The organism is Actinoplanes sp. NPDC021490, assembly GCF_055562135.1.
The window spans coordinates 21,665-47,301 of record NZ_JBVHFW010000014.1 but is presented as its reverse complement, the minus strand read 5'-3'; the positions used below and the strand labels follow the sequence as shown (position 1 = coordinate 47,301).

Sequence of the window (25,637 nt, the reverse complement as noted above, 5' to 3'; positions counted from 1 at the left end):
AGATCGCGTCGTGCCTGCGAGTTGCGTACTGCCCGGAAGTCGCATCGTGTCTGGGAGTCGCGTGCTGCCAGGGAGTTGCGTCGCGCCCGCGAGTTGCGTCGCGCCCGGGAGTTGCGTCGCGCCCGCGAGTTGCGTCGCGCCCGCGAGTGCGTCTTGCTTGGAAGTCGCATCGTGTCTGGGAGTCGCGTGCTGCCAGAGAGTTGCGTCGCCCGCGAGTCGCGTTGCGCCCGCGAGGTGCGACGCGCCCGCGAGGTGCGTCGCGCTCGGGAGGGCGTCGTGCCCGGAAGTCGCATCGTCTCCGAGAGTCGCGTGCTGCCAGGGAGTTGCATCGTGCGCCGGAGTTGGGCGCTGCCAGGGAGTCGCGTCGTGGGTCATTCCCGCAGAGCCGGATCGGCCCGAGAGCCACGTGCTGCCAGAATCGCCTCGTGCCCGCGAGTTGCCAGCTCCGGGAGACCGCACCCTGCCCCGAAGACGCATCTCGACCAGACGGCGTTCTGCCCCGAAGTCGCGGCCCACTTCAGAAGCAGGGCCTCCCCGAAGACAGGGCCCACCCTACCGGGGGAACCCCCGCCCTCGGCCATTTTAGTGATTTGGGGCGATCCTTGGAGTTGGGTTGTGGATAAGTCTGCATTGTGGATAACGGCTGGGCGGCGGATGCGGGGGATTGCGCTGGTCGCGGCGGTGATGGCGGGAACGGTGGCTGTTGCGCCTCGGCCGGAATTGGTGGGGTCGGCGGCGGCAGAGTTCGATCTGTGTGTCGGTCGGGCGCACGTTGACGACGATGGCACGTTGGCGACTTGCGCGGTGGCGGAGGACGTGAGTGGCGACTGGGTGCCGCCGGCTGAGCCGGTTGAGGCTTCGGCGCCCTATTTTCCGTCGCTGCACGTTCCCGTTGCGACGGACCTTGCGCCGGGTTGCGGGACGGTTGTCGGTACGACGGGGGCGGTGGAGGTGTCGGCGTCCTTTTCGACGATGTATGGGGGGCGGCCGGAGCAGGCGCTGTTTGAGGTTTGGGGGGATGACAGTGAGGAGGCCTGGTATTCCAACGTTCCCCTGGAGGGGGCGCGGGCGGTTCTGACGTTTGAAGCCGGCGAGCTGGGGCCGGGTGTTTTCTATCGGTGGCGCGTACGGGGAACCCCGATTGATGCTCTGGCCCCGACCTGGTCGGACTGGTGCTCGTTTGCGGTGGCGGACGATGCGCCGGATCTGCGGGCGCTCGACTCGAGTGAGATTGACGGCCTGCGGGAGCTGGGGTTGAGGCCGGAGCGTCGTTATGCGGTGACGTTGACCGGTGCGCAGTGGAAGCTGGTGCTGGAGCCGTTGGTGGCCGAATACGCCACGTCCACCGTGGACGAGTTTGGACCGGATCCGGACGAGGTTGCCCGGGAGCAACGCCGGGAGCGGCTGGCCGAAGTTGTCCGCGGAGCCGACGGTCGGCTGAGCATGACCGGCGTTGAGTGGGTGGCGGTGGCGCTCGAACTGGTCGGCTGGATCCAGGGCATCGGGTTCGGGAACGATGAGGTCGAGCCCGAGTTTCAGACCGACACTGCGCCTTACTGGGCTGTGGTCGACCGCATCTCCCGGCAGCTCGGCGGGCCGGACCACCCATCCTTCGGCCTGCGCTGACCGGGGCCGGGTGCTTTGAATCGGGCGCGGATGCGGGCGGGCTGGGCGGCGCCGGATGGACAGGTTCGGATGCGGATTCGGCTGGGCTGGGCTGAGCTGCGCCGGGTGGGCTGGACCGGGGGACTGAGCTGCGCCGGGCGGGCTGGACCGGAGCGCGGATTCGGCCGGGTGGATCGCGCAGGCCGGCCAGGCTCGGAGCGCGCACGCGGCGGGCTGAGCGCCGTCGGGCGCGGGCCCGGCTGGGGGTGAGCAGGGCGGGACGGGCAGGATCGGGGTATGGATCCGATTGCCGATGCCCGCGATCTCGTGGCCGACCTGTTTCCCGGGGCGACGTGGGCGCTGCTGACCGGGAGTGTTCTTGGCCCGGCCCGTACGGCGGGATCTGATCTGGACATTGTGGTGCTTCGGGACGAGGAGCCGGGCTTTCGCGAGAGCCTGCGCTTCCGGGGATGGCCGGTCGAGTTGTTCGTGCACACCCCGGCGAGGCTCGAACAGTTTCTCGCCGCCGAACTCGCCGTGCGCAAGCCGAGCACCCACCGCATGATTGCCACGGGCGTGGCGCTGGCCGGTGATCCGGCGGAGCTCATCGGGCGGTGCGCGCGGGTGCTGGCCGACGGTCCGCCGCCGTTGAGTGAGGGGGAGCGGGACAGGGTGCGGTACGAGCTGACCGACCTGGTCGACGACTTCCGGCATGCGGGGGACCCGGGGGAGCGGGCGGTCATTGCGGCCGCGCTGTGGACCGAGACGGCGAGGGCCGCGCTGCTGTTCCGTGGGGGCTGGGTCAGTCGGGGCAAGTGGCTGCTGCGCGAGCTTCGGGAACTGGATCCGGAGTTCGCCGCGCGGTGGTTGGGCGTACGGGAGAACGCTGTTGATCTGGCCCTGGAAGTGCTCGACGGGGTTGGCGGTCCGCTGTTCGAGGGCTACCGCGTCTGAGGCTCAGTCCGACTTGTCCTCTTGGTAGGTGGCGCCGCCGGTGGATTCGCGGGTCAGCGGGCGGGCGCCACCCTCGGGTGGGCCGGCCGGCGACTGGGCGCCCGCGGCGAGTTCGGGGAACTTGGCGTCGAAGGCGGGGCGCTCCGAACGGATGCGGGGCATTTTGTCGAAGTTGCGCAGCGGGGGCGGGCTGGAGGTAGCCCACTCCAGGGAGTTGCCGTGGCCCCACGGGTCCTGGGCGGTGGTCACCTGGCCCGCCCGGTAGGAATACCAGACGTTGTAGAGGAACGGCAGGGTGGCGATGCCGAGGATGAACGAGCCGATCGTCGAGATGGTGTTCAGCGTGGTGAAGTTGTCGCTGGTCAGGTAGTCGGCGTAGCGGCGGGGCATGCCCTCGGCGCCCAGCCAGTGCTGGACCAGGAAGGTCGTGTGGAAGCCGATGAAAGTCAGCCAGAAGTGGACCTTGCCGAGGCGGTCGTCGAGCATGCGGCCGAACATCTTGGGGAACCAGAAGTAGATGCCGGCGAACACCGCGAACACGATCGTGCCGAACAGGACGTAGTGGAAGTGCGCGACCACGAAGTACGAGTCGTGGACGTGGAAGTCGATCGGCGGCGAGGCCAGCAGCACGCCGGTGAGCCCGCCGAACAGGAACGTGACCATGAAGCCGAGCGCGAACAGCATCGGGGTCTCGAAACTGATCTGGCCCCGCCACATGGTGCCGATCCAGACGAAGAACTTCATTCCGGTCGGTACGGCGATCAGATAGCTGAGCAGGCTGAAGAATGGCAGCAGAACCTGGCCGGTGGCGAACATGTGGTGCGCCCAGACCACGAACGACAGCGCGGCGATCAAGAGGGTGGCCGACACCAGTCCCTTGTAGCCGAAGACGGGTTTGCGGCTGAACACCGGAATGACCTCGGTGACGATGCCGAAGAAGGGCAGCGCCACCACGTACACCTCGGGATGGCCGAAGAACCAGAACAGGTGCTGCCAGAGCATCGGGCCGCCGGTGGCCGCGTCGAACACGTGCGCGCCGAGGATGCGGTCGGCGGCCAGCGCGAACAGGGCGGCGGCCAGGAACGGGAAGATCAGGATGACGAGCAGGCTGGTCAGCAGGATGTTCCAGGTGAAGATCGGCATCCGGAACATGGTCATGCCGGGGGCCCGGAGGGTCAGGATCGTGGTGATCATGTTGACGCCGCCGAGGATCGTGCCGAGCCCGCTGATGGCCAGCCCGACGACCCACATGTTGGCGCCGACGCCGGGCGAGTGGATGGAGTCGCTCAGCGGGGCGTACGCCGTCCAGCCGAAGTCGGCCGCGCCGCCGGGCACCAGGAACCCGCCCACCGCGAGCGTGCCGCCGAACAGGTAGAGCCAGTACGCGAACGCGTTGAGCCGCGGGAACGCCACGTCGGGCGCGCCGATCTGCAGGGGCACCACGAAGTTGGCGAACGCGAACACGATCGGCGTCGCGAACAGCAGCAGCATGATCGTGCCGTGCATGGTGAACAGCTGGTTGTACTGCTCGGGCGACAGGATCTGCATGCCCGGGCGGGCCAGCTCGGCCCGCATGAGCAGCGCCATCAGCCCGCCGAGCATGAAGAACACGAACGCCGTGGCCAGATACATGATGCCGATCTGCTTGGCGTCGGTCGTGCGGATCGTCCGCGCCAGGAAGCTTCCCCGCACCTGACGGCGTACGGGGAAGGGGCGGGTGACTATCGGTTTCGGTTCGACAGCGGTCATCGGGACCTCCCCCAGGCGAAGACGACCATGACGCTACGCCGTTCCGCTCAAGACCACATCGCCGTGCTCAGGCGTACACGACGAAACCACCCGGCGGGACGGTGACCTCGATGGCCTTGCCGTTGCGGGGCTCGACCCGCGCGCGGCGGCCCTCGTCGGCCGGGTCGGTGCTGTAGCGGCAGGTCAGGCTGTCGCCCGGCGAGTGCAGATCGTTGTCGATCGTCACCCACGCCGTACGGGCCCGGCCGGGGTCGGTGTTGATCGCGGCGACGACCTCGCCGCCGGCCAGCAGGCGCGACCACGGCACGACCGACAGCATGCGGCCGCCGAGCACGCGGGGCAGCCCGAACGACACGCCGTCGCCGGAGATCTCGCGCAGGTACTGCCGTCCGCGGCGCAAGGCGGGCATCTGCCGGCGCAGGGCCAGCAGCCGGGCGAACTGCCGGTACGCCGGGTGGTCCTCGTCGAAGGCGTGCCCGCCCCGGCTGCGGAACGGCCCGAACCCGCCGCCGAACATGGCCTCGCGCAGATAGCGGTCGTTGTCCCCGGCGCCGTCGAAAGCCTGCTCACTTCCGTAGTAGACACACGGGATGCCCAAGGTGGTCGCGTTGAGGGCCAGCGCGGCCAGGGTCAGTCGGCCGCCGTCGGTGTCGGCCGCGAACCGGGCCTTGGCCGACCCCTTGCGCACCTGGTCGTGGTCGTCGTAGCTGGTCACCACGCGGTCGCGGAACCACGTGTGCGAGTCCTTGCCGATCTCGAACGAGTTGCGGAACAGGTCGAAGTAGTCGGACGGGTCACGCCGGCCCTTGACCAGCCCCTCGAGCCGGTCCTGGACGTCGGCGATGCCCAGCGCGGCGTCCATGCCGACCGCCTCCAGGGTCCGGTACGCGAACCCGCGGTCCCCGGTGATCTCGGCGATCAGGCAGAAGTTGTCCTTGCCGATGCTCTGCGCGAACTCGTGGATCGCCGACGCGAAGTAGCGGGCCGCCCCGGGATCCATGTGCTTGACCGTGTCGACCCGGAAACCGTCCAGATCGGCGTACGCGATCCAGTACTGATAGGCCCGGGTCAGCGCCTTCAACGCGGCCGACGGGCGGTACGCGTCGACCGGCCCAGCGCCCAGCGCGATGTCCTTGAGGCCCTCGAAGTCGCCCTCGAGGAACTCGGCCGGCCAGTCCCAGTTGCGGATGCGGCCCTTGCCGGTGAACGTGCCGGGCTGCTGCAGCTCGGCCGGCCACACCGCGCCGTCGGGCCAGGCGTCGTCGACCGGCCCGAACGGCAACAGCGGCTTGCCGCTCGCGTCGCGAAAACCTTCCGTCCGGTACGGGTTCCCGTCCCACCGCGCGTCGAAGGTGCCCTCGGGTGTCAGGTAGCGGTCGGGGTCGTAGCCGAAGACATCGCCGGCGTGGTTGACGACCACGTCGAGCACCACGCGGATGCCCTGCGCATGCGCGTCGGCGACCAGGTCGCGCAGCTCCTCGGCCGAGCCGAAGTGCGGGTCGACGTCGAGGAAGTTCTGCGTGGCGTAGCCGTGGTAGCTCTCCACGCCGGGCGCCTGCCGCAGCACCGGACTGATCCAGACCGCGGTGACCCCCAGCCGGCGCAGGTAGCCCAGCTTGCTGCGCAGTCCCGCGAACGTTCCGCCGGCGAAGCGGGTGCCCGCCTCCCGCCAGCGCCGCGCGTCGGCCTCGGTGGTGACCGCGTTGCCGTGGTCGGCCTCGCGCAGGCGCGGTGTCGTGCCGGTGGTGACCGGCTGCCCGTCGGGGCCGAGGTAGTCGCGCTCGTGGCCGTCGGAGAACCGGTCGAGCATCAGGAAATAGAGGACCTGGTCCTCCCAGGCGGCGGGGGAGGGGTGGAACTGCCGGCCGGTGAACGGGGCGAAGTCCAGATCGGCGACCCGGCGTACGGTCATGATCCCTCCTCGAAGTGAGACCCCACCAAGCTATCGCCGCCCACCCGGGGTGACGGGTGTCGGATCAGCGACCGCCCCCCGTTCTCCCCGGCTCCCGGTTAGGTTAGCCTCACCTCATGAATGGGGATGTGGCGCTCGCCGGGAGCGAACTGACGCTGGCCTACGACGGGCGCACCGTCGTGCACGGCGCGGGCCTCGAGCTGCGCGCCGGGCAGGTCGTGGCGCTGGTCGGGCCGAACGGCTCGGGCAAGTCGACACTGCTGCGCTCGCTCGCGCGGCTGCACGCCCCGCAGTCGGGCCGGGTCACGCTGGACGGCGTGGGTGACGCGTTCGCCCTCAAGCCCAAGGACTTCGCCCGCCAGGTCACGCTGCTCACCCAGTCCCGTCCCACCCCTGGGGGCGTACGGGTGCGGGATGTGGTCGCCTATGGCCGCCACCCGTATCGCGGCCGCTTCGGGGCGGGCGACGCCGAGGGGCACGTCCACGTGGACAAGGCGATGCGCCTGACCGGGGTGGACACGATGGCCGAGCGGGCCGTCGACGAGCTCTCCGGCGGCGAGCTCCAGCGCGTCTGGCTGGCCACCTGCCTCGCCCAGGACACCGGGGTCGTGCTGCTCGACGAGCCGACCACGTTCCTCGACCTGCGCTATCAGGTCGAGATCCTGGACATCGTGCGCGAGCTCGCCGACGACCACCGGGTCGCGGTCGGGGTCGTGCTGCACGACCTCGACCAGGCCGCCGCCGTGGCCGACCGGGTCGTGCTCATGCACTCCGGCGTCGTCCGGGCCACCGGAACGCCCGCCGAGGTGCTCACCGGCGAACTCCTCAGCGAGGTCTACGGCCTGCGCATCGAGGTGGCGGCCGGCGACGACGGCCACCTGCACACACGCCCGATCGGCCGGCACACCAGCCGGCACGTCACCACCTGATTCCGTTCACCGAGAGGGACCCCCATATGAACCGCCGAGCCTTCGCGGCCACCACGGCTGCCGCTCTGACGGCCCTTGTCCTCACCGCCTGCGGCACCACCGAGGAGCCCGCCGGCGAGGCCGCCGCCCCGGCCGCACCCTCGTCCGGCCCGGTCGAGCTCACCGACGAGCGCGGCACGGTCAAGCTCGACGCCCCGGCCACGGCCGTGGTCTCCCTCGAGTGGGGTCTCACCGAGAACCTGGTCGCGCTGGGCGTCAAGCCGGTCGGGCAGGCCGACGTCAAGGGCTACAACGCCTGGGACAAGAGCGCCCCGATCGACGCCTCCACCCCGGATGTCGGCACCCGCGGCGAGCCCAGCCTGGACGCGATCGCCGCGCTCAAGCCCGAACTGGTCGTCACCACCACCGACGTGCCCGAGAACGTCATCGCCCAGATCGCCAAGACCGCCCCGGTGCTGGCGCTGCGCGGCTCGGACGGCGCCGACCCGATCGGCTACATGCGCAAGACGGTCACCACCCTCGCGCAGGCCACCGGCACCACCGCCCAGGGTGAGAAGCTGCTGGCCGGCTTCGACGCCAAGGTCGCCTCGGGCAAGGACGCGCTGGCCAAGGCGGGCAAGACCGGCGCGCCGTTCGTGATGAGCGACGGCTGGGTCGAGTCGGGCAACGTCTCGCTGCGCATGTACACGCCGACCTCGTTCTTCGGCGGCATCGCCAAGGAGCTCGGCCTGGAGAACCAGTGGCCGGACGGCGGCGACAAGGACTACGGCCTGGCCCCGAACGACGTCGAGGGCCTGACGAAGATCAAGAACGCCGCGACCACGTACGTCTATGTGGCCAACGACAGCGACGGCGGCGACTTCACCGGCAACCTGAAGAACAACGCGGTCTGGAAGCAGCTGCCGTTCGTCAAGGCCGGCCACGTCAAGCGCATCCCGGACGGCATCTGGATGTTCGGCGGCCCGCCCTCGGCCTCGGCCTACATCGACGCGATCACCGCCGCGCTGACGTCATGACAGCCGGCACGATCGCCCCGGTTCGCACCGCGCCCAAGGCCGCCGGAGGCGGTTCCCAGGCGTACGGGATCATCGCCGTCTTCGCTGTGGCGGTCGTGCTGCTGGTCGTTCTGTCGGCGGTGCACCTCACGCAGGGCACCGCGAACGTGGGCCTGGCCGAGTTGCTGCGCGCGCTGCAACCCGGAGGCGAGAGCGGCGACGCCCGTACGGAGGCCGTCGCCGTTCTCGTCGCCAGCCGCCTGCCCCGCCTCTTCGCCGCCCTGCTGGTCGGCCTGGGCGTGGGCATCGCGGGCGCGGTGCTGCAGTCGGTGGCCCGCAACCCCCTGGCCTCGCCGGACACCCTGGCCGTCAACGCCGGCGCGTACGTCTCGGTGGTCGCCGTGGCCGCGTTCGGCATCTCGCTGCCGTTCCTGGCCGGCGGGGCCGTCGCGTTCGTCGGCGGCCTGCTCGCGGCGGGCCTGGTGCTGCTCGTCTCGCGGGGCGGCGCCGCCGGACCGACCCGGCTCGTGCTGGCCGGCTCGGCCGTCGCGCTCGCGCTCAACTCGCTCACCACCGTCCTGCTGATGCTGTTCCAGCAGAACACGATCGGCCTGTTCGCCTGGGGCAGCGGCACGACCGTGCAGAGTGGTTCGCAAAACGTCACGATGGCCGCGCCCGTGCTGGCCGTCGGCGTGCTCGCCACGATGCTGCTCGCCCACCGGCTCGACGTGCTCGGCCTGGGCGACGACTCGGCCCGGGTGCTCGGGGTCGACGTCCGCCGTACGCGGGTGCTCTCGGTCGGGGTCGCGGTGCTGCTCTCGGCGACCGCCGTGACCGTGGCCGGCCCGATCCGTTTCGTCGGCCTGTGCGCGCCGGTCATCGCCCGCCTGGTCGCCCGGCGCGTGCCCGGCCTCGGCGCCCACGTGCTGCTTCTCCCGTTCGCGGGCCTCGCCGGCGCCCTCACCGTCGTGCTCGCCGACGTGCTGCTGCGCCTGGCCATCCCGGCCGGCACGGCCATCTCGGTGCCCACCGGCGTCGTCACCACCCTGGCCGGCGCGACCGTGCTGGTCTGGCTGGCCCGCCGCCTGCGCGACGGCGGACCCGCGGCGGCCCCCGCTCGCGGCGCCCACGGTTCGATCCGATCCCGTACGTGGGTGGCCGCCGTCGGTGTCGTTCTGGGGGTGGCTCTGGTCGCCGCTTTCACCGCCGCCCTGCTGCTCGGCGACCGCCTGATCCTGATGGGCGACGTCCTGAACTGGCTGAGCGGCTCGGCCGGCCGCCAGGTCACCTTCGTCCTGGACCAGCGCTGGCCCCGGGTGCTGGCCGCCCTGCTCGGCGGCGCCGCCCTGGCCCTGGCCGGCATCATCGTGCAGGCCATCTGCCGTAACCCGCTGGCCGAACCCAGCCTGCTCGGCGTGACCCCCGGCGCCTCGGTCGGCGCGGTGGCGGTAGTGCTGCTGTTCCCCGGCGTCGGCGGCTGGCCGATCATGGGCGCGGCCACCGTCTTCGCCCTCGGCACGTTCCTCCTCGTCTATCGGCTGGCCGCCGGCCGGGGCCTGTCCTCCGACCGCATCGTGCTCGTGGGCGTGGGTGTCAGCGCGGCCGCCACCGCCCTGACCACCCTGATCGTGGTCATCGTCTCCCCGTGGAACGTGGGCACGGCCCTGACCTGGCTGGCCGGCTCCACCTACGGCCGCAGCCTCGACCAGATCGGGCCCGTGCTCGTGCTGCTCGTCGTCGCTCTGCCTCTGACCCTGGTCGGCCGCCGGACCCTGGACCTGGTCGCCCTGGACGAGGATGTGCCCCGCCTGCTGGGCGTCCCGCTCAACCGCGCCCGCCTGGGCTTCCTGACCCTGGCCGCCCTGCTCACCGCGGCCGCGGCCACGGCGGTCGGTGCGCTCGGCTTCGTCGGCCTGGTCGCCCCGCACGCGGCCCGGGCCCTGGTCGGCTCGTCCCACGCCCGCGCGGTGCCGGTCGCCGTGGGCCTGGGCGCGCTGCTCGTCTGCGTGGCCGACACCCTGGGCCGCACCGTGATCGCGCCCAGTCAGCTGGCGGCGGGGCTGGTCACCGCCCTGATCGGCGCCCCCTACTTCGTCTGGCTGCTCTGGCGGAGCCGTTCGGCCTGACGCGCGTGCGCGGGGCGCCCCCGCGATCAGCTCGCCGGCACCACGTTCATCACGTACTGGTCCCGCATGTTTCCGGGCGGCGAGAAGTTCGCCACGATGTAGGTCTCCCACCATTTCGAGCCTTGGCCGGCCACCCGTCCCACCCCGATCTTCGTGGTGTTCTTCCACACCAGGGCGGTGAAGTGCCCGATGGCTTTCGCGGGGTCGATCTTCTGGCCGGTGGCGAAGTCGTAGTTGCTGATCTCGCTGTACCAGGCGTCGACGGCCGCGGTGCCCGAGCTTGCCGTCGGGCCGGTCGGCGCGCCCGCCCACGACCCGTTCTCGCCGGTGCCCGAGCGCAGGCCCTCGTGGGTGAGGTCGTCCTTGTCGGCCATGAAGGAGGCCCGGGACTTGGCGTAGTCGTTCAGTTCCTCGTCGAGCGCGAGCGGCGGTGCTCCGTGCTTCGCCCGCAGCTGGTTGACCTTGTTCAGCACCTCGAGCTGGAACTCTGAGCTGGTCCGATCCGCGAATCCGTCACGCATGACGTTGCACCTCTTCTGACGATGGACGGCGGGAAGGTGAACTGCGCCCTGTCCGGGTCATTGATCGGTCCTGTCGAATTGGCGCGCGGCCAATGCTGCGACAAGGGTCCCGCGCTGCCTACTCAAATTTGCGGACAGTCACATTCCCAGGACGACACGCGCAGTGTTGCATCCCGATTACGGATCGGGCACGTGCGGAAAATGGCGCGAGAAGCACGAGCCGTCAAAGACGACACCCCGTCGAGTGTTTTACCTGCGCAGACGTCATCCGGCGTACTTGCGGAACCGCTCGAACGGGCAACCGAAACCATCCGGCCGACGTACCCAAACGGCATGACAATGCCGGTATTCCGCGGTGATCGAAGCGGACGTGATGTGACCCGTTTCGCCGGCGGACTAATGTCGACCTCGAATCATGCCAATCACGTCGGCCTGTCTCTTTGAAGAATGACAAGAGGCGTCTCCGCGGACTATGTTATTCGGCTCTCGCCGGCCGCTGGGGACGGCGGGCCACCCGGCGGCGCTGCAGCAGCTGGATCACCGTCACCCCGAGCGCGAGCGGGATCAGCCCCAGCGCGAGTTGCTGCAGCAGGGCCGGGTCGTCGACGGTGAAGCGGTTCCATGAGCCGTCGACGATCTGCTCGGCCGTCTGGAAGGCCACGTGGAACCCGATCGGCGCCCGTAACCCTCGCCCCAGATCGCGTCGGCGGCGGCGGAGACGGCGAGCCAGATCAGCGTGGCGGCGGTGAAGACGATCGCGATGCGGACAACGACATGAGGGGGCCGGCTGCGGTCCATGTCCCGAGTGTGACGGCGGCCACCGGCGGGCGCCGCGGCAGAAAGTCGATGTGTGTGCGCCGAAGTCGGTCCCGCGCACCCCGTGGGACCGTACTTGCTGTACTCCTATCGAAATGGTAGGCATGGTGGGCGCGGTCGAGAATCGCCCCGCATCCGCCTGGACTCTGGAGCGACCATGAGGAAACTGATCCTCCTAGCCCTCGTCGGCCTCGGAGCGCAGCTCGTCGACGGCAGCCTCGGCATGGCGTACGGCGTCACCTCGACGACGCTGCTGCTGGCCATCGGCACCAACCCGGCGGCGGCGTCGGCCACGGTCCACCTGGCCGAGATCGGCACCACGCTCGTCTCCGGGTTCTCGCACTGGAAGTTCGGCAACGTCGACTGGAAGGTCGTTTTCAAGATCGGTGTGCCGGGCGCGGTGGGCGCCTTCGCCGGTGCGACGTTCCTCTCCGGCCTCTCGACCGAGACCGCGGCCCCGCTGATGGCGATCATCCTGCTCGCGCTCGGGCTGTACGTGTTCATCCGGTTCACCGCGATGGGCCTGCCCAAGGGCCGTCTCGGCCTGCCGCTGCGCAAGCGGTTCCTGGCCCCGCTGGGCCTGGTGGCCGGCTTCGTCGACTCGACCGGGGGCGGCGGCTGGGGCCCGGTCGGCACGCCGGCGATCCTGGCCAGCGGCCGTCTCGAGCCGCGCAAGACGATCGGCTCGATCGACACCAGCGAGTTCCTCGTCGCGATCGCGGCCAGTCTCGGCTTCCTGGTCGGCCTCGGGTCGGAGAGCATCGACTTCACCTGGGTGGCCGCGCTGCTCCTCGGCGGGATGATCGCCGCGCCGATCGCCGCCTGGCTGGTCCGGCACATCCCGCCGCGGGTGCTCGGGTCCGCGGTCGGCGGCGTCATTATCCTGACCAACTCGCGGACGCTGCTGCGCTCGGACTGGATCGACGCCGGCGACACGACGCGGTACACGATCTACGCGTTCATCTACGTGATCTGGGCGGCCGCGCTGGCCTACTCGGTCCGGGAGTACCGCCGCAACGCCGAGGAGGACCGCCGCATCATCGCCGAGGCGGAGGCGCTCGAGGCGGCCCGGCAACGCGACGAGCGCGAGCTCGACCCGGCCTGACCTGCCGCTCGCCCGGTGGCCGCGTCGAACCCCGTCCGGCGCGGCCACTACATTGGGCCCCCATGATGACCGAACTGGCCCAGCGGATCGCCGACGCCATCAACGAGGCCCTCGACCAGCGCGTCGCCACCGACTACTCGGCCGGCCACGTCGCCCGCGGCCTGGCCGACGGCGGCCCGGAGGAGCCGATCATCGCCATGACCGTCGACGAGGTCGCCCGCATCGCCGCCCGCACGGCCCGCGACATGGCGGAGGGCCGCTGAACCCGGTCGCGGATCACCGCCGGCGTCGGCGCCACGAGCTCACCGCCCGGCGGACCGGCACGGCGGGACCGGGGGACACCGTCCCCCAATCGACCACACCCCGGACGTACCGGGTCTCGCTGTCGAACCGCACGGCCTCGGGCGTCGTGACGTCGGCGAAAGACACCGGCGAGCCGAGGTAGGCGCCGCGGAATTCGACGACCCCGCCGGTCAGGTCGGCCCCGGCGAAGCCGACGTGCGACCCTTCGAATCGGGCGAGGCCGAACCACATGTGCGCCTCCACCGGATCGTCGGCGTCCTCGTAGCGCTTCGCCTCGAGCCGCATGTTGTCGAACGAGAACCAGCCGGTGAACCGCGCGCCGTAGAAGGTCATGTGACCGCGCCCCACCAGGCGGATGCTGGTCAGGTCGCCGACCTCGATGGTCGCGCCCTCGAAGCTGAAGCGGTGCTCCGACCATTTCACGTCGCCCCAGATCGGGTCCGGCCGCAGGTGGTTGCGGATGATCCGGAACAGCGTGCGCCGCACCTCGCGCTCGCCGGCGTCGGTCGCGGCGTGCGGCATCCGGACGTAGGCGCAGAGGACGTCGATGCACATCTGCCGGCCGTCGGCCCACTCGTCGGCCAGGTTCGCCACCGCGTACAGGCCGGACACCCGCACCTGCGGCCGGTCGTGGCCGAGCTGTTCGACCGCCTTGACCAGCCGGTCGGTGTAGGCGCCGGTGCGGTCCCGGCCGGCCGCGTCCTCGCCGAAACGTTGCTTGCGGTAGGCGACCGTCAGCGCCACGACGCCGCCGACGCCCGCGATGACGCCGAGGATGAGCTTGATGCTGTCGAGCCGCTCGATCGCGGTCAACGGCCGGCTGGCACCGGACGAGGGGATCGCCCGGCCACCGGTCGCGGTCGCGGCCGGGGTCGGGGCGGCCGGGGCGGGCAGCGGTCCGGTGAGGTCGGGGCGGCTCAGCGCGAACCACAGCAGCAGACCGAGACCGCCCACCAGGATCAATCCGAGCACGGCCAGCGTGACCGCATGGGCCAGCAGCGAGGCCGGCCAGATCGTCACCCGCCGCTCACGCTCGGAGTTCGAACCGGGGCGCAGCGTCGAGAACGCATTCATGAGCTTCACACCTACGGCACGCCGGGCCGGGACCGCAAGGAGGGTCACCGTCCGGCGGGGGTGCGGCCGGCGGGCCGCGGGCCGCTAGGCTGTGCTCCGCGCGAGGGTATCGGGAGCGGGGACCTGCATGAACGACGAGCTGTTCAGCCCGACGATCCGGGATCAGGCGCCGCCGGCCAAGCGCCCGTGGCGGCCCGAGTCGATCGTCTATCCGGCGTTCTTCGGCGGGCCGCTGGCCGCCGCGACGCTGGGGGTGCTCAACGGGCGGCGGCTCGCGCTGCCGACCCGGCACCTGCTGCTTATCGGGGGTGCGGGGTTCGCCGGTTTTGCCGCGCGGGTGGCGGTCAGCCGGTTTGTCGAGACCAATTCCGGCGTACGCCTGGCCGGCACGATCACCGGCCTGCTGGTGTGGCTGGTCGTGCTGGCCTTCCAGCGCCGCGCGTTCCGGGTGGCCATGCTGCGCGGCGTCGAGCCCAAGAGCCTGGTCCTTCCCGGCTTCCTGGCCGCGATCGGCCTGGGGCTGTTCGAGGGCGCGGTCATCCTGGGGCTGGTCCGATGACGTCGCCGCAGCCGGTGCTGCACCGGGCTCAGGCGCTGCTGGCGACCGGCCGGGCCGAGCAGGCGCTCACCGAGCTGTCGATGCTGCCGGCCAACGAGGTCACCGGGTCGTACGCGATGCAGTTGCGCTGCGCCGCGCTCAGCCGGCTCGACCGCTGGACCGAGGTCGGCGAGGCGGCGCGGGCCGGGCTGGCGGCCAACGGGCCCGATCCCGACCTGCTGCTGTGGCTGGGCCGCTCCGAACACGAGGCCGGCCGCGACGAGATGGCCGAGCGGGCGCTGCTCGACGGGCTGGCCCTGGCGCCGGACGACGTCGACCTGCTCTGCGCGTACGCGGACCTCTGCGCCGGCGACGGTCAGCTCGACAAGGCCGGCAAACTCGTCGACCTGGCCGCGGCGCGGGCGCCGGAGGCGCCGGTGGTCTACGCGACGCGCATCCAGGTGGCCCACGCCCGCGGCGACGACCGGGAGGCGCAACGGATCAGCCGCGAGTTCGTCGGCGTGCACCCCGGCAACCCGGTGGCGCACGCCCTGCTCGGCGGCACGAGCGCCGCACGGGGTCAGATCGACACCGCGTACGAGGGTTTCCGCCAGGCCGCCGCGGCCCGCCCGACCGAGCAGGTCTTCGCCGAGTCGGCCCTGGAGCTGCGCGCGGCCCGCCACCCGCTGATGCTGCCGCTGCGCCCGGTGCTGCGTTTCGGCGCCCTCAAGACCTGGCTGGTGGCGGTGGGCGGCATCCTGCTGCTGCGCGCGATCGGCCTGCCCGTGCTGGCCGGCCTGCTCGGCTTCGGATGGCTGGCCTTCTGCGTCTACTCCTGGGTCGTGCCACCCCTGGTGCGCCGCTGGGTCCGCCGCGGCTGGAACTGACTAACCCAGCGGTGACCCGACCCGGTGCAGCGTGCCGTCCGGGTCGACGTAGGCGAACTCCCGCAGCCCCCACGGCGTGTCCCGCGGTTCGCCGAGGCGCCCCTCCGCCCCCGCCCACTCGGCGTGCACGGCGTCGGCGTCGCCAACGTACAGATAGACCGACGCCGCCGTGCTGAGCGGATCGTGCCCGGCCCACTCGGTCAGGTGCAGCGAAACGGAGTCGCGGTCGACGAATGCGTACCGCTCGGGCCCCTCGTACGCCCGGGTGGCGAACCCCAGCCGCCGATAGCGGGCCAGGGCCGCATCGAGGTCGCGTACGGGAATGATCGGTGCCACCGACTCGAACATGACCCGATCCTAGTGAGGCGGAACGGGTCGGCCGTCCAGATGGTGCGGTCCGTGTGCCGGTGGCGCAAGGTTGGCTCGGGGAAGGAGCCTCACTGTGCGGGACGCGTACGCGGTCGACCTCGTCTTCTGCCTGGATGTCACCGGTAGCATGTATCCGATCGTGGACCGGCTCAAGGAGGGTGTGCTCACCCTCCCGAAGCGGCTGGCCGAGTCGGCCGCGGCCGGCGACAAGGCGATCGGCGAGCTGCGGGTCCGATTCGTGGCCTATCGCGACTTCCGCGACAATCCGGCCGACGCCCTGCAGGAGTCCCGCTTCTTCGACATGCCCGCCCAGGTGGCCGAGTTCGAGACCGCCGTACGCGATCTGGAGGCGGCCGGCGGCGGCGACGAACCGGAGTCGGGGCTGGAGGCGCTGGTCGTGGCGCTCGGCTCGGACTGGTCGTCCGGAAGCAACCGGCGGCGTCTCGTGGTCGTGCTGACCGACGCCTCCGCGCACCCGCTCGGGGTGGGCCGCACCGCCCCGGACTATCCGCCGACCGCACCCTCCACGCTCGACGACCTGGCCGCCGTCTGGGTGAGCCACCCCGACACCACCCGCCTGCTGCTGTTCGCGCCGACGACGACCCCGTGGCAGGACATGACGGCCTGGCGGGACACCGTCCACGTGCCGTCACGCCCGGGCAACGGCCTCAACGAGTACGCCCTGACCGAGATCGTCGACGCGATAGCGGCCCGGATCTGACCGAGCCGGAACGGCCGGGATCCGAGCGGGGCGGAACGGCCGGATCCGAGCAAGCCGGAACGGTTCGTTGATTCGGGGGAATCCGGACGCGCGCCCCGGTGGATACAGTCCAGCCATGGATTCGTGGGACGACGAAACCGTGCAGGACGCCGTCGCCGTCCTCCAGCACGTGGTCATGTGGACACACACGCCCCGCAAGTGGGAGCTGGTCGACGTGGCCATGCGGGCCCTCGGCGACGCCTTTGCGGCCGGGGACGCCGAAGCCATGCGCGCGGCCGTCGCCGAGCTCGACCGGCTCGGCCCCGAACGGATCCTGCGGATCGGCAGCAAGGCGGCGACCGGGATCCCGGCCCCGGTGCTCGACCGGCGCAACACGCTCGTGCACGCGCTGACCAGGTCCGGGGAGGAGGGCGAGCGTGGTGCACGGCAACCTCGTTGAGCCCGAGTTCGTGGCGCACGTCTTCGTTCCGCTCGACGGGCCCGACAGCGCCACCGCGCTGACCCGGGTCCGCGCGCTGTGGGCGAACTGCCGCGACCAGCTCGGCATGCAACGGCCGATCCTCGAGATCGATCTGCCCGCCACCCTGCCTCCGGACTTCGCCGGCGGTCGGGACCGGCCGGTGGCCGCCACCGAGGACGTCGCCGCTCAGTTTCAGATGATTGCCCGGGTCGAGCATGACCTTCTGAACGTCTCGTTCGCCGCCGCCTCGCTCGATGCCATGTCGCGGACCCGGCTTTCGCTGGCCGCGTCGGCTCCGCTCGGCTGGCATGAGTTCAGCCGGTGGTGGGCCACCCTCGGTGGGGAGGCGCCGCTGCTCGGCACGGCGATTGTGTTGCTGGCCAAGGCCGAGAACCCGGCCGCGGTCGACTTGCGGGCCGAGGTACCCGGTCGCGGCGACGACGGGGACCGGTGGTGGCAGGCCGGGTTCGAGCTGGGTGACTTCGCGGGCTGGGAGACCAGCGCGCCGGGGTCGGCGGCCGCGCGGCGGCTGGTGCTGCTGGCCGCGCCCGATCGGGATGCCGAGCTGAGCCGGTTCGTGTGGAGCGACGGCGGGACGGGGCTGCCGCCGCTGGGGCGCTATCTGATGCACGCGGCCAAGCTGCGCTATCTGGCTCGCGTCCACAACGGGGGCCGCGATCTGACCCGGCTTCAGGAGCGGGTGACGGCCCGGTTCGAGGACGCCCCGGAACTGCTGCGCACCGCCGACGGCGAGAGCCGGGCCGCCGAGCACGCGGAACTCGCCGCCGCCGAGGCCGAGCTGGCCGGTGCCCTGGCCGCGGTCCGCAAGATGCGCCGCAGCGTCGACATCGCCCGCTCGAACATGGCCAAGGCGCTCAGTGCCCCGCTGCCCGCCGACGCCGAGCTCGGATCGTGGCTGAGCGACCAGTTGGCCGACGACACCGAATATCTGCGAGCCACCTATGAGCAGGTGGGCGCCGTGCGGACCGTGCTCGCCGGGCCGGCCGGGCCGCCGCCGGTCACCACGCCACGGCGGGGCCGCGATCGCCTGCTGGACGGCATGCGGCACGATCCGGCCGAGCCGGTCACCGTGCCGGTCACCGGCGACGATTCGGTGCCGGTGCATCGGGTCGCGTTCGGGGTGGACATCGTCAGTTACAGCTCCCGTTCGACGCCGCAGCAGCTCGAGCTGCAGAAGCGCGTGGCCGGCATGGCCGGGCGGATCCTCGCGCGCCTCGGCCTCGACCTGCACGAGACCGACCGGCAGCCCGCCGGTGACGGCATGATGGTGGTGCTGCCGCCCAGCGTGCGCGAGGACGTGGCCCTGCCGAAGTTGCTGCACGGCTGGCGGGCCCAGGTGGTGGCCGACAACGCCGAGCATCCGGGCGAGCGGATCCGGATGCGGCTGTCGGTGGGTTCGGGCCGGTTCACGCCGGCCGCGCTCGGCTTCACCGGACAAACGATCATCGAGGTTGGGCGGCTGCTCGACAGCCAGGTGATCCGCGATGCCGTCACCGAACACCCGGACGCGGACCTGGTCGCGATCGTCTCCGACCGGATCTTCCGGGATGTCGTGGGTGAGGGCTACGACGGGCTGACCGCGGGCGAGTTCGAGCGGATCGAGGCCAGGGCCAAGACCTATGCGGACACGGCCTGGTTGTGGACCGGTTCGGCCGCGGGATCCCCGCGCCGGGCGCCCACTCGGGACGTGTTCGTCATTCACGGACGCCACCGGCGTACGAGGGAAGCGGTCTTCGAGCTGCTGAGGGCGCTGGATCTGGCCCCGCTCAGCTGGGACGAGATGGTGGCCCGGACGGGCAAGCCGTCCCCGCACCGCGACGACGTGGTCAGCCAGGGCTTCGCGGCCGGGCCGGGCGCCCTGGTCGTCATCACCCGCGACGACGTGACCGGCGGCGACACCGACGTGCTGATCCGGGCCGGGCGGGCCATGGCGCTGCAACCGGACCGCACGATCCTGGTCGAGATCGGCGACGTGCCCCGGATCCGGGATTTCGACGGGCGCGAGACCGTACGCCTGGAGGACGACACGCCCGGGGCCCGCGTGCTGTTCCAGCATCAGGTGGCCGAGCGCCTGCGGGTGGTCGGCTACCCCGTCGACACCACCGGAGCGGACTGGCTCGACCAGAGCCGGTTCGACGGTCTGGTCTAGATCGAGTCGAGGAAGGCCTGCAGCTCGGCCCGGTTGAGCTGCGCGAACTCGGCCGGCCGGACCACGATCCGCAGCCGGGTGGTGAGCAGCCGGTCGCGGGTGGCGGCCACGAACGACAGCAGCGTCAGCCGGAGCAGGGCCTCGCGGTCGAGGGCGTCGACCCGGGCCAGCGTGGCCCCGACGATCGGCATGGCCAATGGCCGTCGCTGGCCGCGGTCGTGCACCTCGGACCAGAGACGGCTCAGACTGTGCCACAGCATGTCGGCCGAGGACTGGGCGACCAGGTTCGGTCCCATCTCGCTGTACGCGACGCAGAAGAACAGCCGGCCGGGCTCGCCCAGGGTGGCGATCGTCCCGGCCGGGTAGCGGCGGCGCTTGCCGAGCGCCTTGCCGGCGGTGGTGTGCGGCACGCCGGCCAGCGCCTGGTCGAGGTCGGCGTCCAGCCCGGCCCGGTCGCCGGCGTAGATCCGCCGCAGGAACTGGCCCTGCACGCTGGACTCCTGCACGATCCGCCCGTCGGCGACGTCGGTGTCGAACACGTCGGTGAACCCGATGACCAGGTGGGCGTCGACCTGCTCGAACAGGTCGCCGGGCACAATCTCGACGCGGCACCGCGACCGGTCGAGGTCACGCGCGACCGAGCGGGCCGGGCGGGCGCGCCACAGCCCGTACGCCAGGGATACGCCGGCCACGCCCAGCGCGACGGCCACCGCGTGACCGGCGAACAGCGCCCTGTCCCAGATCGCCTGGTAGGACTGCAGCAGCAGCGCGGCCACACCGAACGCGGCGAAGCTGTGGGTGGCCAGCCGGCGCAGGCCGCGCGCGGTCAGTGGGCGGCCAGGTGCGCCTGGACCACGTCGGTCAGCCGGGTCGCGGCCTGGGTGCCGGAGAGCCGTCCCCGGTGGATCACTGTGAGGTCCTCGACCGCGCAGGCCGGGGGAGCGAACTCGACAGCCGCGGCGAGCATCCGGTTGCGGACGGCCCAGGCCGCCACGGCCGTGGTCAGCTCGGTCTCCATCACCTCGGCCGACATGCCGGTGGTGATCGTGCACAGCAGCCGCTGGCGGTGCTCCCAGAAAGACCAGACCTTCGTTTCGTCGATGAGCTGCTCGACCGGGTCGTTGCGCAGGTAACGCAGGGCGATCTGGATGGCGTCGGAGCCGCCGTCGTTGATCAGCTCGTCGACCATGCGGTGCCGCGCGTGCGCCCCGGCGACCTCGTAGAACGTGCTGCGGCAGCCCTTGTCGGCCGCGGCGACGATGTTCTTCCAGTTCAGCGCGGGTCGCGGCACCGACTCGAGGACCCGGGTGGCCGCCTCGAAGTAGATCTCCTTGGTGCGCCAGTGGTTGCGGCGGGGCGAGGCGTTGGCGGACAGACGGTCCACCCATCGGGACACGGCGGTCTCGTCGAAGCCTTCGAAGGCATGCGGGGCGGTGGGTGCCGTTGTCATCGCGCGGTGTCCTTTTCGATCGGTCCCGGCGCAGACGGGGAGTTCTGCGCTCGTCGAGCCTCCCGAAACCTGTGGGCTGTCCACATCACGTAGTCACGTGATCCTGTGCGCGATGACCCGTGACGACGTCGAGCACGGCGTCCCAGTCGGACGGGCAGTCGGGCGATCGCCAGGCGACGTAGTTGTCCGGGCGCACCAGCACGAGCCGGCTGCGCCAGTCGGCCCGCAGCGCGTCGTCGTCGACGGGCACGTGGATCACCGGGATGCCGCGCGCCACCGCCGCGGCCACCAGCGACCGCCCGTCGTGGCCGGCGGTGAGGTCGATCAGGGTGAACTGCGGCCCGAGCCGGTCGAACAGTTGGCGTCCGTCGCCGAGCCGGACGGCCGGCAGCCGGGTGCCCGCGGGCTCGGGGCCGTCGTGCCACACCACCGGCGACGTGGCGTGGTGGCTGGCCGTGGCGCCGGCCGGGTCGACGTTCGGGGCCTCCTGCCGCAGCAGGGTGACCAGGCGGTCGAAGGAGGCGCCGGCCGCGGCCAGCCGCCCGAACCGCGACCGGGCCTCGAGCGACCGGGACAGCGTCTCGCGTTCCAGCATGGCTTGGCGCCGGCGTTCGCCCTCGTAGCTGCCGAGCAGGTGCGGCCCGCCCCACCGTCGCACCGCGGCGGCCAGCTTCCAGCCCAGGTCGACCGCGTCGGCCAGGCAGGTGTCCACGGTGGCGCTCGGCGGGTGGAACCGGTGCGCGGACTCGCCGACCAGATAGGCGGTGCCGCGGCGGTAGGTCCGGGCCACCCCGAGCGCCTCCTGCCACGGCGTCACCCCGACGATCTCGTACTGCCGGGCGCCGAGCCGCCGGCTGAGCAGGGCGGCCGGGTTGGTCAGGTCGGTGTCGTCCTGGTCGAGCGGCAGATGCCCGATCCACAGGTCGTGGCCGGCCCGCCGGATCAGCGCCGTCCCGTCCGCGGTGATCGTCGAGAAGGCCGGATACGCCGGTTGCAGGTTGTCGCTGCGGAACGAGACCGTGCAGTGCCGGGCCGGGGTGATCGCGTCCTGCAGGGGCACGCCCAGGCAGCGGCGCACAGTGCTCTGCGCCCCGTCGCATCCGGCCAGGTAGCCCGCCTCGATCTCGTGGCGCATCCGGGTGGAGCCGTCGAGCACGGTCGCCACCGTGCGGTCGGCCTCCAGCCGCAGATCGGTGAAGGTCCAGCCCTCGCGCAGTTCGATCAACCGGTTCGCCCGTACGGCGGCCCGCAGTCGCGTGGTCATCCCGGATCCCGTGAGCAGCACGTACGGCTCCACCGGGGCGCTGCCGTCGGTGCTGTGCGCGTACTGCTCGCGCAGCTCGTTGGCCGACGGCACCGAGTTGACGAGCACCGGGTCCTCATCGATCGCGCGGCTCCACACGACGGTGGCCGGGCTGTCCGGGTCGGCCCCCTCGGAGCGGATCGCCTCGGCCAGCCCGAGCCGGCGCAGCAGTTCCATGCCCCGCCCGGTGACTAGGCCGGGCTCGGGATGCCGGGGCGGTTTCGAGGCGCGCTCGACGACGATGCTCGCCACGCCGTGGTGGGCGAGTTCGAGGGCGAGCACGCATCCGGCCAGGCCGGCCCCGACGACGAGCACCGGTGTGTGCAATGCGGACATGATGGCGGCTCCAGGATTCCCCGTGGTGGTGTGATGGCAACACCTACCGCCATGCTCGGATGACGCGCCCGGAGCCGGAATCACGTGTTTACGTGGCACCCTCCTGGGCGACGACGCGGGCCAGCTCGACCCGGCTGTGGATCTTCAGCTTGTGAAAGACCTTGCGCAGGTGACTGTCCACCGTGTGCGGCGACAGGTGCAGCTGCCGGGCGGCCGCGATGTTGGTCATGCCGGTGGCGATCAGCTCGGCGACCTGCCGTTCGGCCGGCGAGAGCGGGTCCAGCCGGGAGGCTTTCGCCCCGGCCGGCGCGGGCGGCGAGGTGGCGGTGCCGCGCCAGCCGCCCAGCTCGGCCACCAGGCGCTGCTGTGATCCGGTCGCCCCGGCCCGGGTGAGCAGCAGGTTCGCCTCGTCGTACCACTCCTGCGCGCCGCTGCGGTCGGACCCGCGGCTCTGCGCTGCCGCGTCGTGCAAGGCCGTGGCCAGGGCCAGGGGCCGGTCGGTCAGCCGGTACTGGGCGATCGCCAGCTGCAGCTGGTGGGGTTCGCGGCGCAGCAGCCCGGCGGCGTGGGCGGCCGCGCCGGCCAGCGTGTGCGAGACCGGGTTGCGGGCGGCGAGCCGGGCCGCCGCGTCGGCCGCCCTGGTGGCGCGGGCGCGGTCGCCGACGGCCAGGGCCAGCCGGACCAGGGCCGGGGTGGCCGCCGGATTCTGGGCGATCAGCGTGGGGCGGTCGTCGAGCCGGTCGTAGATGTCCCCGATCAGCTCGACGGCCCGTACGGGATCCCCCTCGGCGGCGATCAGCGTGGCCAGGGGCCATTCGACGTCTTCCGGCGGCGCCGAGATGCCGGTCTTGACCAGCTCGTGCATCCGGTCGCGGAAGACGGCGGCCTGGACCGGGTCGCCGCGCAGTACGGCCAGGCGGATCAGCGTGCCCAGCAGCGGCACGGTCAGCTGGTAGGCGGTGAGCTGCTCGGCCAGGGCCACGCCGGCGTCGGCCTCGGCGGCGGCGTCGTCGAGGCGGCCGCGGGCGATGAGCAGCGCGGCCGCGTAGTAGTGCAGCAGGGGCTGGGCCCAGGCGGTGCCCAGGGCCTGGGCTTCTTGCTGGCCGCGGCGCAGGGCTTTTTCGGCTTCGTCGAAGCGGTCGAGGGAGGTCAGGGCGTTGGCCAGCCAGATGCGCGGGTGCCGGTGCAGGGCGGCGCCGCCGGTGCGGTCGGCCAGCTCGGTGGCGGTGGCGGCATGCCCGTACGCGTCGTCGAGGCGCCCCTCGGCCTGCGCAACCAGGCTGCGGGCGGTCAGGCCGAACACGGCGGCGCCCGGCTCGTGCTCGCGGCCGATCCGGTCGGCCTCGGCCCCGGCCGCATCGGCGGTGCGGTAGTCGTCGAGATAGAACGTGGCGTGCGCGTGGATGGCGTGCAGCCGCGCCCGGACCGGCTCGGGGATCACCGGCTGGCTCAGGCCGTCCTCGGCGTATTCGGCGGCCTTGCGGTTCTGGCCCGCGTGTTTGGACGCCTCGGCCAGCCCGAGCTGCAACGACGCCTTCGTCCGCGGTTCCAGGCCGGCCCTGAGCGCTTCCCGGCCCAGCTGCTGCGCCTGGGCGACGCGGGCGGCCGAGGCGAGCAGCCCGACGGTGTCGGCGATCATCTCGGTGCGGCCGGGCTCGGTCTCGTCGACCGCGTTGAGGGCTTGCAGCATCAGGTCGGCGGCGGCGCCGGGCGCGCTGGTGGCGACGGTGGCGGCGTTGTCGCGCAGCATCGTGACTGCGGCGGCGGCGCCCCGGCGGCCGCTGTGCAGCAGGTGCGCGGCGATCTCGGCGGTCGGGCGGCCGTGCTCGCGGGCCAGTTCGGCCGCCTCGTAGTGCAGGTGCTGGGCCCGGGCCGCGCCCAGGGTGTTGCGTACGGCCTGGTGCACCAGGTCGTGGCGGAAGGTCATGCCGTCCTTGTCCTCGGCCAGGATGCCGGAGGCGATCACCTCGTCGATCACCTCGAACAGGCCGACCGGCTCGCTGCCCATCAGCCGGGCCGCGGTCTCGATGTCGAACGGCCGGTCGAGCACCGAGGTGGCCTTGAGCAGCCATTGCGCTTCGGCCGAGAGCACGCCCATGATGTCGCCCACGGTGGCCACGAAACTGGACGGCAGGTCGTCGCCGACCACGGTGGCGGTGCCGTCGGCGATCACGATCTGGTCGGTGGTGTGCAACGCGGACAGCAGCTGCTCGATGCGCAGCGGGTTGCCGCCGCAGGTCGCCACGAGCGCGAGGACGGTCGCGTCGACCTCGGCTCCGAGCACTTCCTCGCAGAGCCGTTCGGTGGCGTCGTCGTCGAGCACGTCGAGGCGGATCGGGGTGCCCCGCTCGGCCAGCCAGTTGAGCGTCTGCCAGCCCGCCGCGTCGGTCTGCTTGGACCGGCCGGCCAGCAGCCAGCGCACCGGGGCCGACGCCAGCGCGGGCACCAGCTCCCGGATCGCCAAAGCGCTGAGCTCGTCCATCCAGTGGGCGTCGTCGATCACGATCAGCAGGGGGCGCTGGGCCGCGTAGCGCTCCAGCGACTCGCGCAGCCGGTAGATGCGGGCGTAGTTGTTGTTGTCGCCGGTGTCCCGCTCGGACATCCAGGCGAAGTCGGCGGCCGGCGGGCTGCACGCCTGCAACGCCCCGGCCAGGGTGACCAGGGGAGCGGCCATGTCATGCCGGAAGGCCTCGCGGGCGGCGACCGCGATGTCGTGCTCGAAGGCGTAGTCACCGGTCGCGCGCAGCAGCTTCGATTTGCCGATGCCGGGCGGCCCGAGCATCACGTCGCAGCCCCCCGCGCCCCGGCGGGTGTCGTCGAGCGCGCGGCGCAACAGCGCGAGCTCCCGGTCGCGGCCGACGATGCGCTCGGTCATGCGCGGCCTCCGCCACCGTCGTCGGCGGAACGCTCGTCCAGCAAAACCCGTCTCCCTCGCCAAAGGTTGCTCGTCTCGAGGGGTGCCGCCGATGATGCTCCCCGGCGGCGATGAGATTAATACCGTTTGCGGATTTCTCTCACTGTCTGTCCGGCCGGATTTGCCGACCGGCCGACCACCGAAGAACGGACGTGTCGAGGGGCACCTTGCCGCACCCGGCCGCCCGAATCCAATCGATCATTGGATGGCCAGGTCACCGCGGGCAACTCCCTTCGATGGGCACGGAATCGTCCTCGGCGCGAGGCGATTCCCCGCAGAACTGTATTGATCGGACCGTCATCACCGTCAATGTGTCAACGATTCCGCTGGTCGCGTCGCGTGTCACCCGGACGGGGCCGCGGCGGGTCGCGGGGTCACCCGGTCCGCGCTGGGCGCGGCC

The 25,637-nt window shown here is 71.8% G+C and carries 22 protein-coding genes; 12 read left to right on the top strand and 10 right to left on the bottom strand.

What is annotated here, in order from left to right:
* Nucleotides 1-615 precede the first annotated feature (615 nt).
* Together ACZ3I4_RS31510 and ACZ3I4_RS31505 are read left to right on the top strand one after the other, a co-directional pair.
* A complete protein-coding gene (locus tag ACZ3I4_RS31510) occupies nt 616-1,626 on the top strand; it encodes a hypothetical protein (protein ID WP_465385678.1) in 1,011 nt (336 codons plus the stop codon).
* A gap of 276 nt (nt 1,627-1,902) precedes the next feature.
* Nucleotides 1,903-2,559, top strand: a complete 657-nt coding sequence (locus tag ACZ3I4_RS31505) for a nucleotidyltransferase domain-containing protein (protein ID WP_465385677.1) — start codon at nt 1,903-1,905, stop codon at nt 2,557-2,559.
* Between the two features lie 3 nt (nt 2,560-2,562).
* Here the strand turns inward: ACZ3I4_RS31505 and ctaD are convergent, their stop codons facing one another.
* Nucleotides 2,563-4,308: an aa3-type cytochrome oxidase subunit I gene (gene ctaD / locus ACZ3I4_RS31500; protein ID WP_465385676.1), complete on the bottom strand. Its 1,746-nt coding sequence runs from the start codon at nt 4,306-4,308 to the stop codon at nt 2,563-2,565.
* A gap of 67 nt (nt 4,309-4,375) precedes the next feature.
* Nucleotides 4,376-6,220: an alpha-amylase family glycosyl hydrolase gene (locus tag ACZ3I4_RS31495; RefSeq protein WP_465385675.1), complete on the bottom strand. Its 1,845-nt coding sequence runs from the start codon at nt 6,218-6,220 to the stop codon at nt 4,376-4,378.
* Between the two features lie 116 nt (nt 6,221-6,336).
* Here ACZ3I4_RS31495 and ACZ3I4_RS31490 point away from each other — a divergent pair, with 116 nt between their 5' ends.
* Genes ACZ3I4_RS31490 through ACZ3I4_RS31480 form a run of 3 tightly spaced genes read left to right on the top strand, consistent with a single transcriptional unit; the run spans nt 6,337 to nt 10,270 of the window.
* Nucleotides 6,337-7,149: an ABC transporter ATP-binding protein gene (locus ACZ3I4_RS31490; protein ID WP_465385674.1), complete on the top strand. Its 813-nt coding sequence runs from the start codon at nt 6,337-6,339 to the stop codon at nt 7,147-7,149.
* A gap of 26 nt (nt 7,150-7,175) precedes the next feature.
* Nucleotides 7,176-8,165, top strand: a complete 990-nt coding sequence (locus ACZ3I4_RS31485) for an ABC transporter substrate-binding protein (RefSeq protein WP_465385673.1) — start codon at nt 7,176-7,178, stop codon at nt 8,163-8,165.
* Nucleotides 8,162-10,270, top strand: a complete 2,109-nt coding sequence (locus ACZ3I4_RS31480; protein WP_465385672.1) for an iron ABC transporter permease — start codon at nt 8,162-8,164, stop codon at nt 10,268-10,270. Before ACZ3I4_RS31485 ends, ACZ3I4_RS31480 begins: the two co-directional genes overlap by 4 nt.
* Nucleotides 10,271-10,296: 26 nt before the next feature.
* Here ACZ3I4_RS31480 and ACZ3I4_RS31475 read toward each other — a convergent pair whose 3' ends face one another.
* Nucleotides 10,297-10,791 (bottom strand): CAP family protein, encoded by a 495-nt coding sequence (locus tag ACZ3I4_RS31475; protein ID WP_465385671.1) that lies wholly within the window; start codon nt 10,789-10,791, stop codon nt 10,297-10,299.
* Between the two features lie 475 nt (nt 10,792-11,266).
* Nucleotides 11,267-11,452 (bottom strand): hypothetical protein, encoded by a 186-nt coding sequence (locus ACZ3I4_RS31470; protein WP_465385670.1) that lies wholly within the window; start codon nt 11,450-11,452, stop codon nt 11,267-11,269.
* 312 nt (nt 11,453-11,764) lie between these two features.
* On the opposite strand from ACZ3I4_RS31470, the gene ACZ3I4_RS31465 reads away from it, so the two are divergent.
* Both ACZ3I4_RS31465 and ACZ3I4_RS31460 read left to right on the top strand, forming a co-directional pair.
* Complete coding sequence (locus tag ACZ3I4_RS31465) at nt 11,765-12,712, top strand: sulfite exporter TauE/SafE family protein (RefSeq protein WP_465385669.1); 948 nt, start codon at nt 11,765-11,767, stop codon at nt 12,710-12,712.
* Nucleotides 12,713-12,774: 62 nt separating this feature from the next.
* Nucleotides 12,775-12,975 (top strand): hypothetical protein, encoded by a 201-nt coding sequence (locus ACZ3I4_RS31460; protein WP_465385668.1) that lies wholly within the window; start codon nt 12,775-12,777, stop codon nt 12,973-12,975.
* Nucleotides 12,976-12,988: 13 nt separating this feature from the next.
* Here the strand turns inward: ACZ3I4_RS31460 and ACZ3I4_RS31455 are convergent, their stop codons facing one another.
* On the bottom strand, nt 12,989-14,089 hold the full coding sequence (locus ACZ3I4_RS31455) for a hypothetical protein (protein ID WP_465385667.1): 1,101 nt from the start codon (nt 14,087-14,089) through the stop codon (nt 12,989-12,991).
* A gap of 127 nt (nt 14,090-14,216) precedes the next feature.
* Between ACZ3I4_RS31455 and ACZ3I4_RS31450 the strand changes: the two genes are divergently transcribed.
* The gene (locus ACZ3I4_RS31450) at nt 14,217-14,648 is read left to right on the top strand and encodes a hypothetical protein (RefSeq protein WP_465385666.1); all 432 of its coding nucleotides are present in this window, start codon (nt 14,217-14,219) and stop codon (nt 14,646-14,648) included.
* On the top strand, nt 14,645-15,514 hold the full coding sequence (locus ACZ3I4_RS31445; protein WP_465385665.1) for a hypothetical protein: 870 nt from the start codon (nt 14,645-14,647) through the stop codon (nt 15,512-15,514). Before ACZ3I4_RS31450 ends, ACZ3I4_RS31445 begins: the two co-directional genes overlap by 4 nt.
* On the opposite strand, the gene ACZ3I4_RS31440 is transcribed toward ACZ3I4_RS31445, so the two are convergent.
* Entirely contained in the window at nt 15,515-15,862 is a 348-nt protein-coding gene (locus tag ACZ3I4_RS31440; RefSeq protein ID WP_465385664.1) for a bleomycin resistance protein, read from the bottom strand.
* Between the two features lie 94 nt (nt 15,863-15,956).
* Here ACZ3I4_RS31440 and ACZ3I4_RS31435 point away from each other — a divergent pair, with 94 nt between their 5' ends.
* From ACZ3I4_RS31435 to ACZ3I4_RS31425, 3 genes are all read left to right on the top strand, one after another.
* A complete protein-coding gene (locus ACZ3I4_RS31435) occupies nt 15,957-16,604 on the top strand; it encodes a vWA domain-containing protein (RefSeq protein WP_465385663.1) in 648 nt (215 codons plus the stop codon).
* 115 nt (nt 16,605-16,719) lie between these two features.
* Complete coding sequence (locus tag ACZ3I4_RS31430; RefSeq protein ID WP_465385662.1) at nt 16,720-17,043, top strand: CATRA system-associated protein; 324 nt, start codon at nt 16,720-16,722, stop codon at nt 17,041-17,043.
* A complete protein-coding gene (locus ACZ3I4_RS31425) occupies nt 17,021-19,234 on the top strand; it encodes a CATRA conflict system CASPASE/TPR repeat-associated protein (protein WP_465385661.1) in 2,214 nt (737 codons plus the stop codon). Before ACZ3I4_RS31430 ends, ACZ3I4_RS31425 begins: the two co-directional genes overlap by 23 nt.
* Here ACZ3I4_RS31425 and ACZ3I4_RS31420 read toward each other — a convergent pair.
* The 4 genes from ACZ3I4_RS31420 to ACZ3I4_RS31405 form a co-directional block, all read right to left on the bottom strand.
* Entirely contained in the window at nt 19,231-20,010 is a 780-nt protein-coding gene (locus tag ACZ3I4_RS31420; RefSeq protein ID WP_465385660.1) for a macro domain-containing protein, read from the bottom strand. The two genes, ACZ3I4_RS31425 and ACZ3I4_RS31420, sit on opposite strands and share 4 nt — an antisense overlap.
* A 50-nt stretch (nt 20,011-20,060) precedes the next feature.
* On the bottom strand, nt 20,061-20,684 hold the full coding sequence (locus ACZ3I4_RS31415) for a hypothetical protein (RefSeq protein ID WP_465385659.1): 624 nt from the start codon (nt 20,682-20,684) through the stop codon (nt 20,061-20,063).
* An 85-nt stretch (nt 20,685-20,769) separates the two neighbouring features.
* Nucleotides 20,770-22,323, bottom strand: coding sequence for an FAD-dependent monooxygenase (locus ACZ3I4_RS31410; RefSeq protein ID WP_465385658.1), 1,554 nt, complete (start codon nt 22,321-22,323; stop codon nt 20,770-20,772).
* An 88-nt stretch (nt 22,324-22,411) separates the two neighbouring features.
* Nucleotides 22,412-25,198, bottom strand: coding sequence for an AAA family ATPase (locus ACZ3I4_RS31405; protein WP_465385657.1), 2,787 nt, complete (start codon nt 25,196-25,198; stop codon nt 22,412-22,414).
* Nucleotides 25,199-25,637 lie beyond the last annotated feature (439 nt).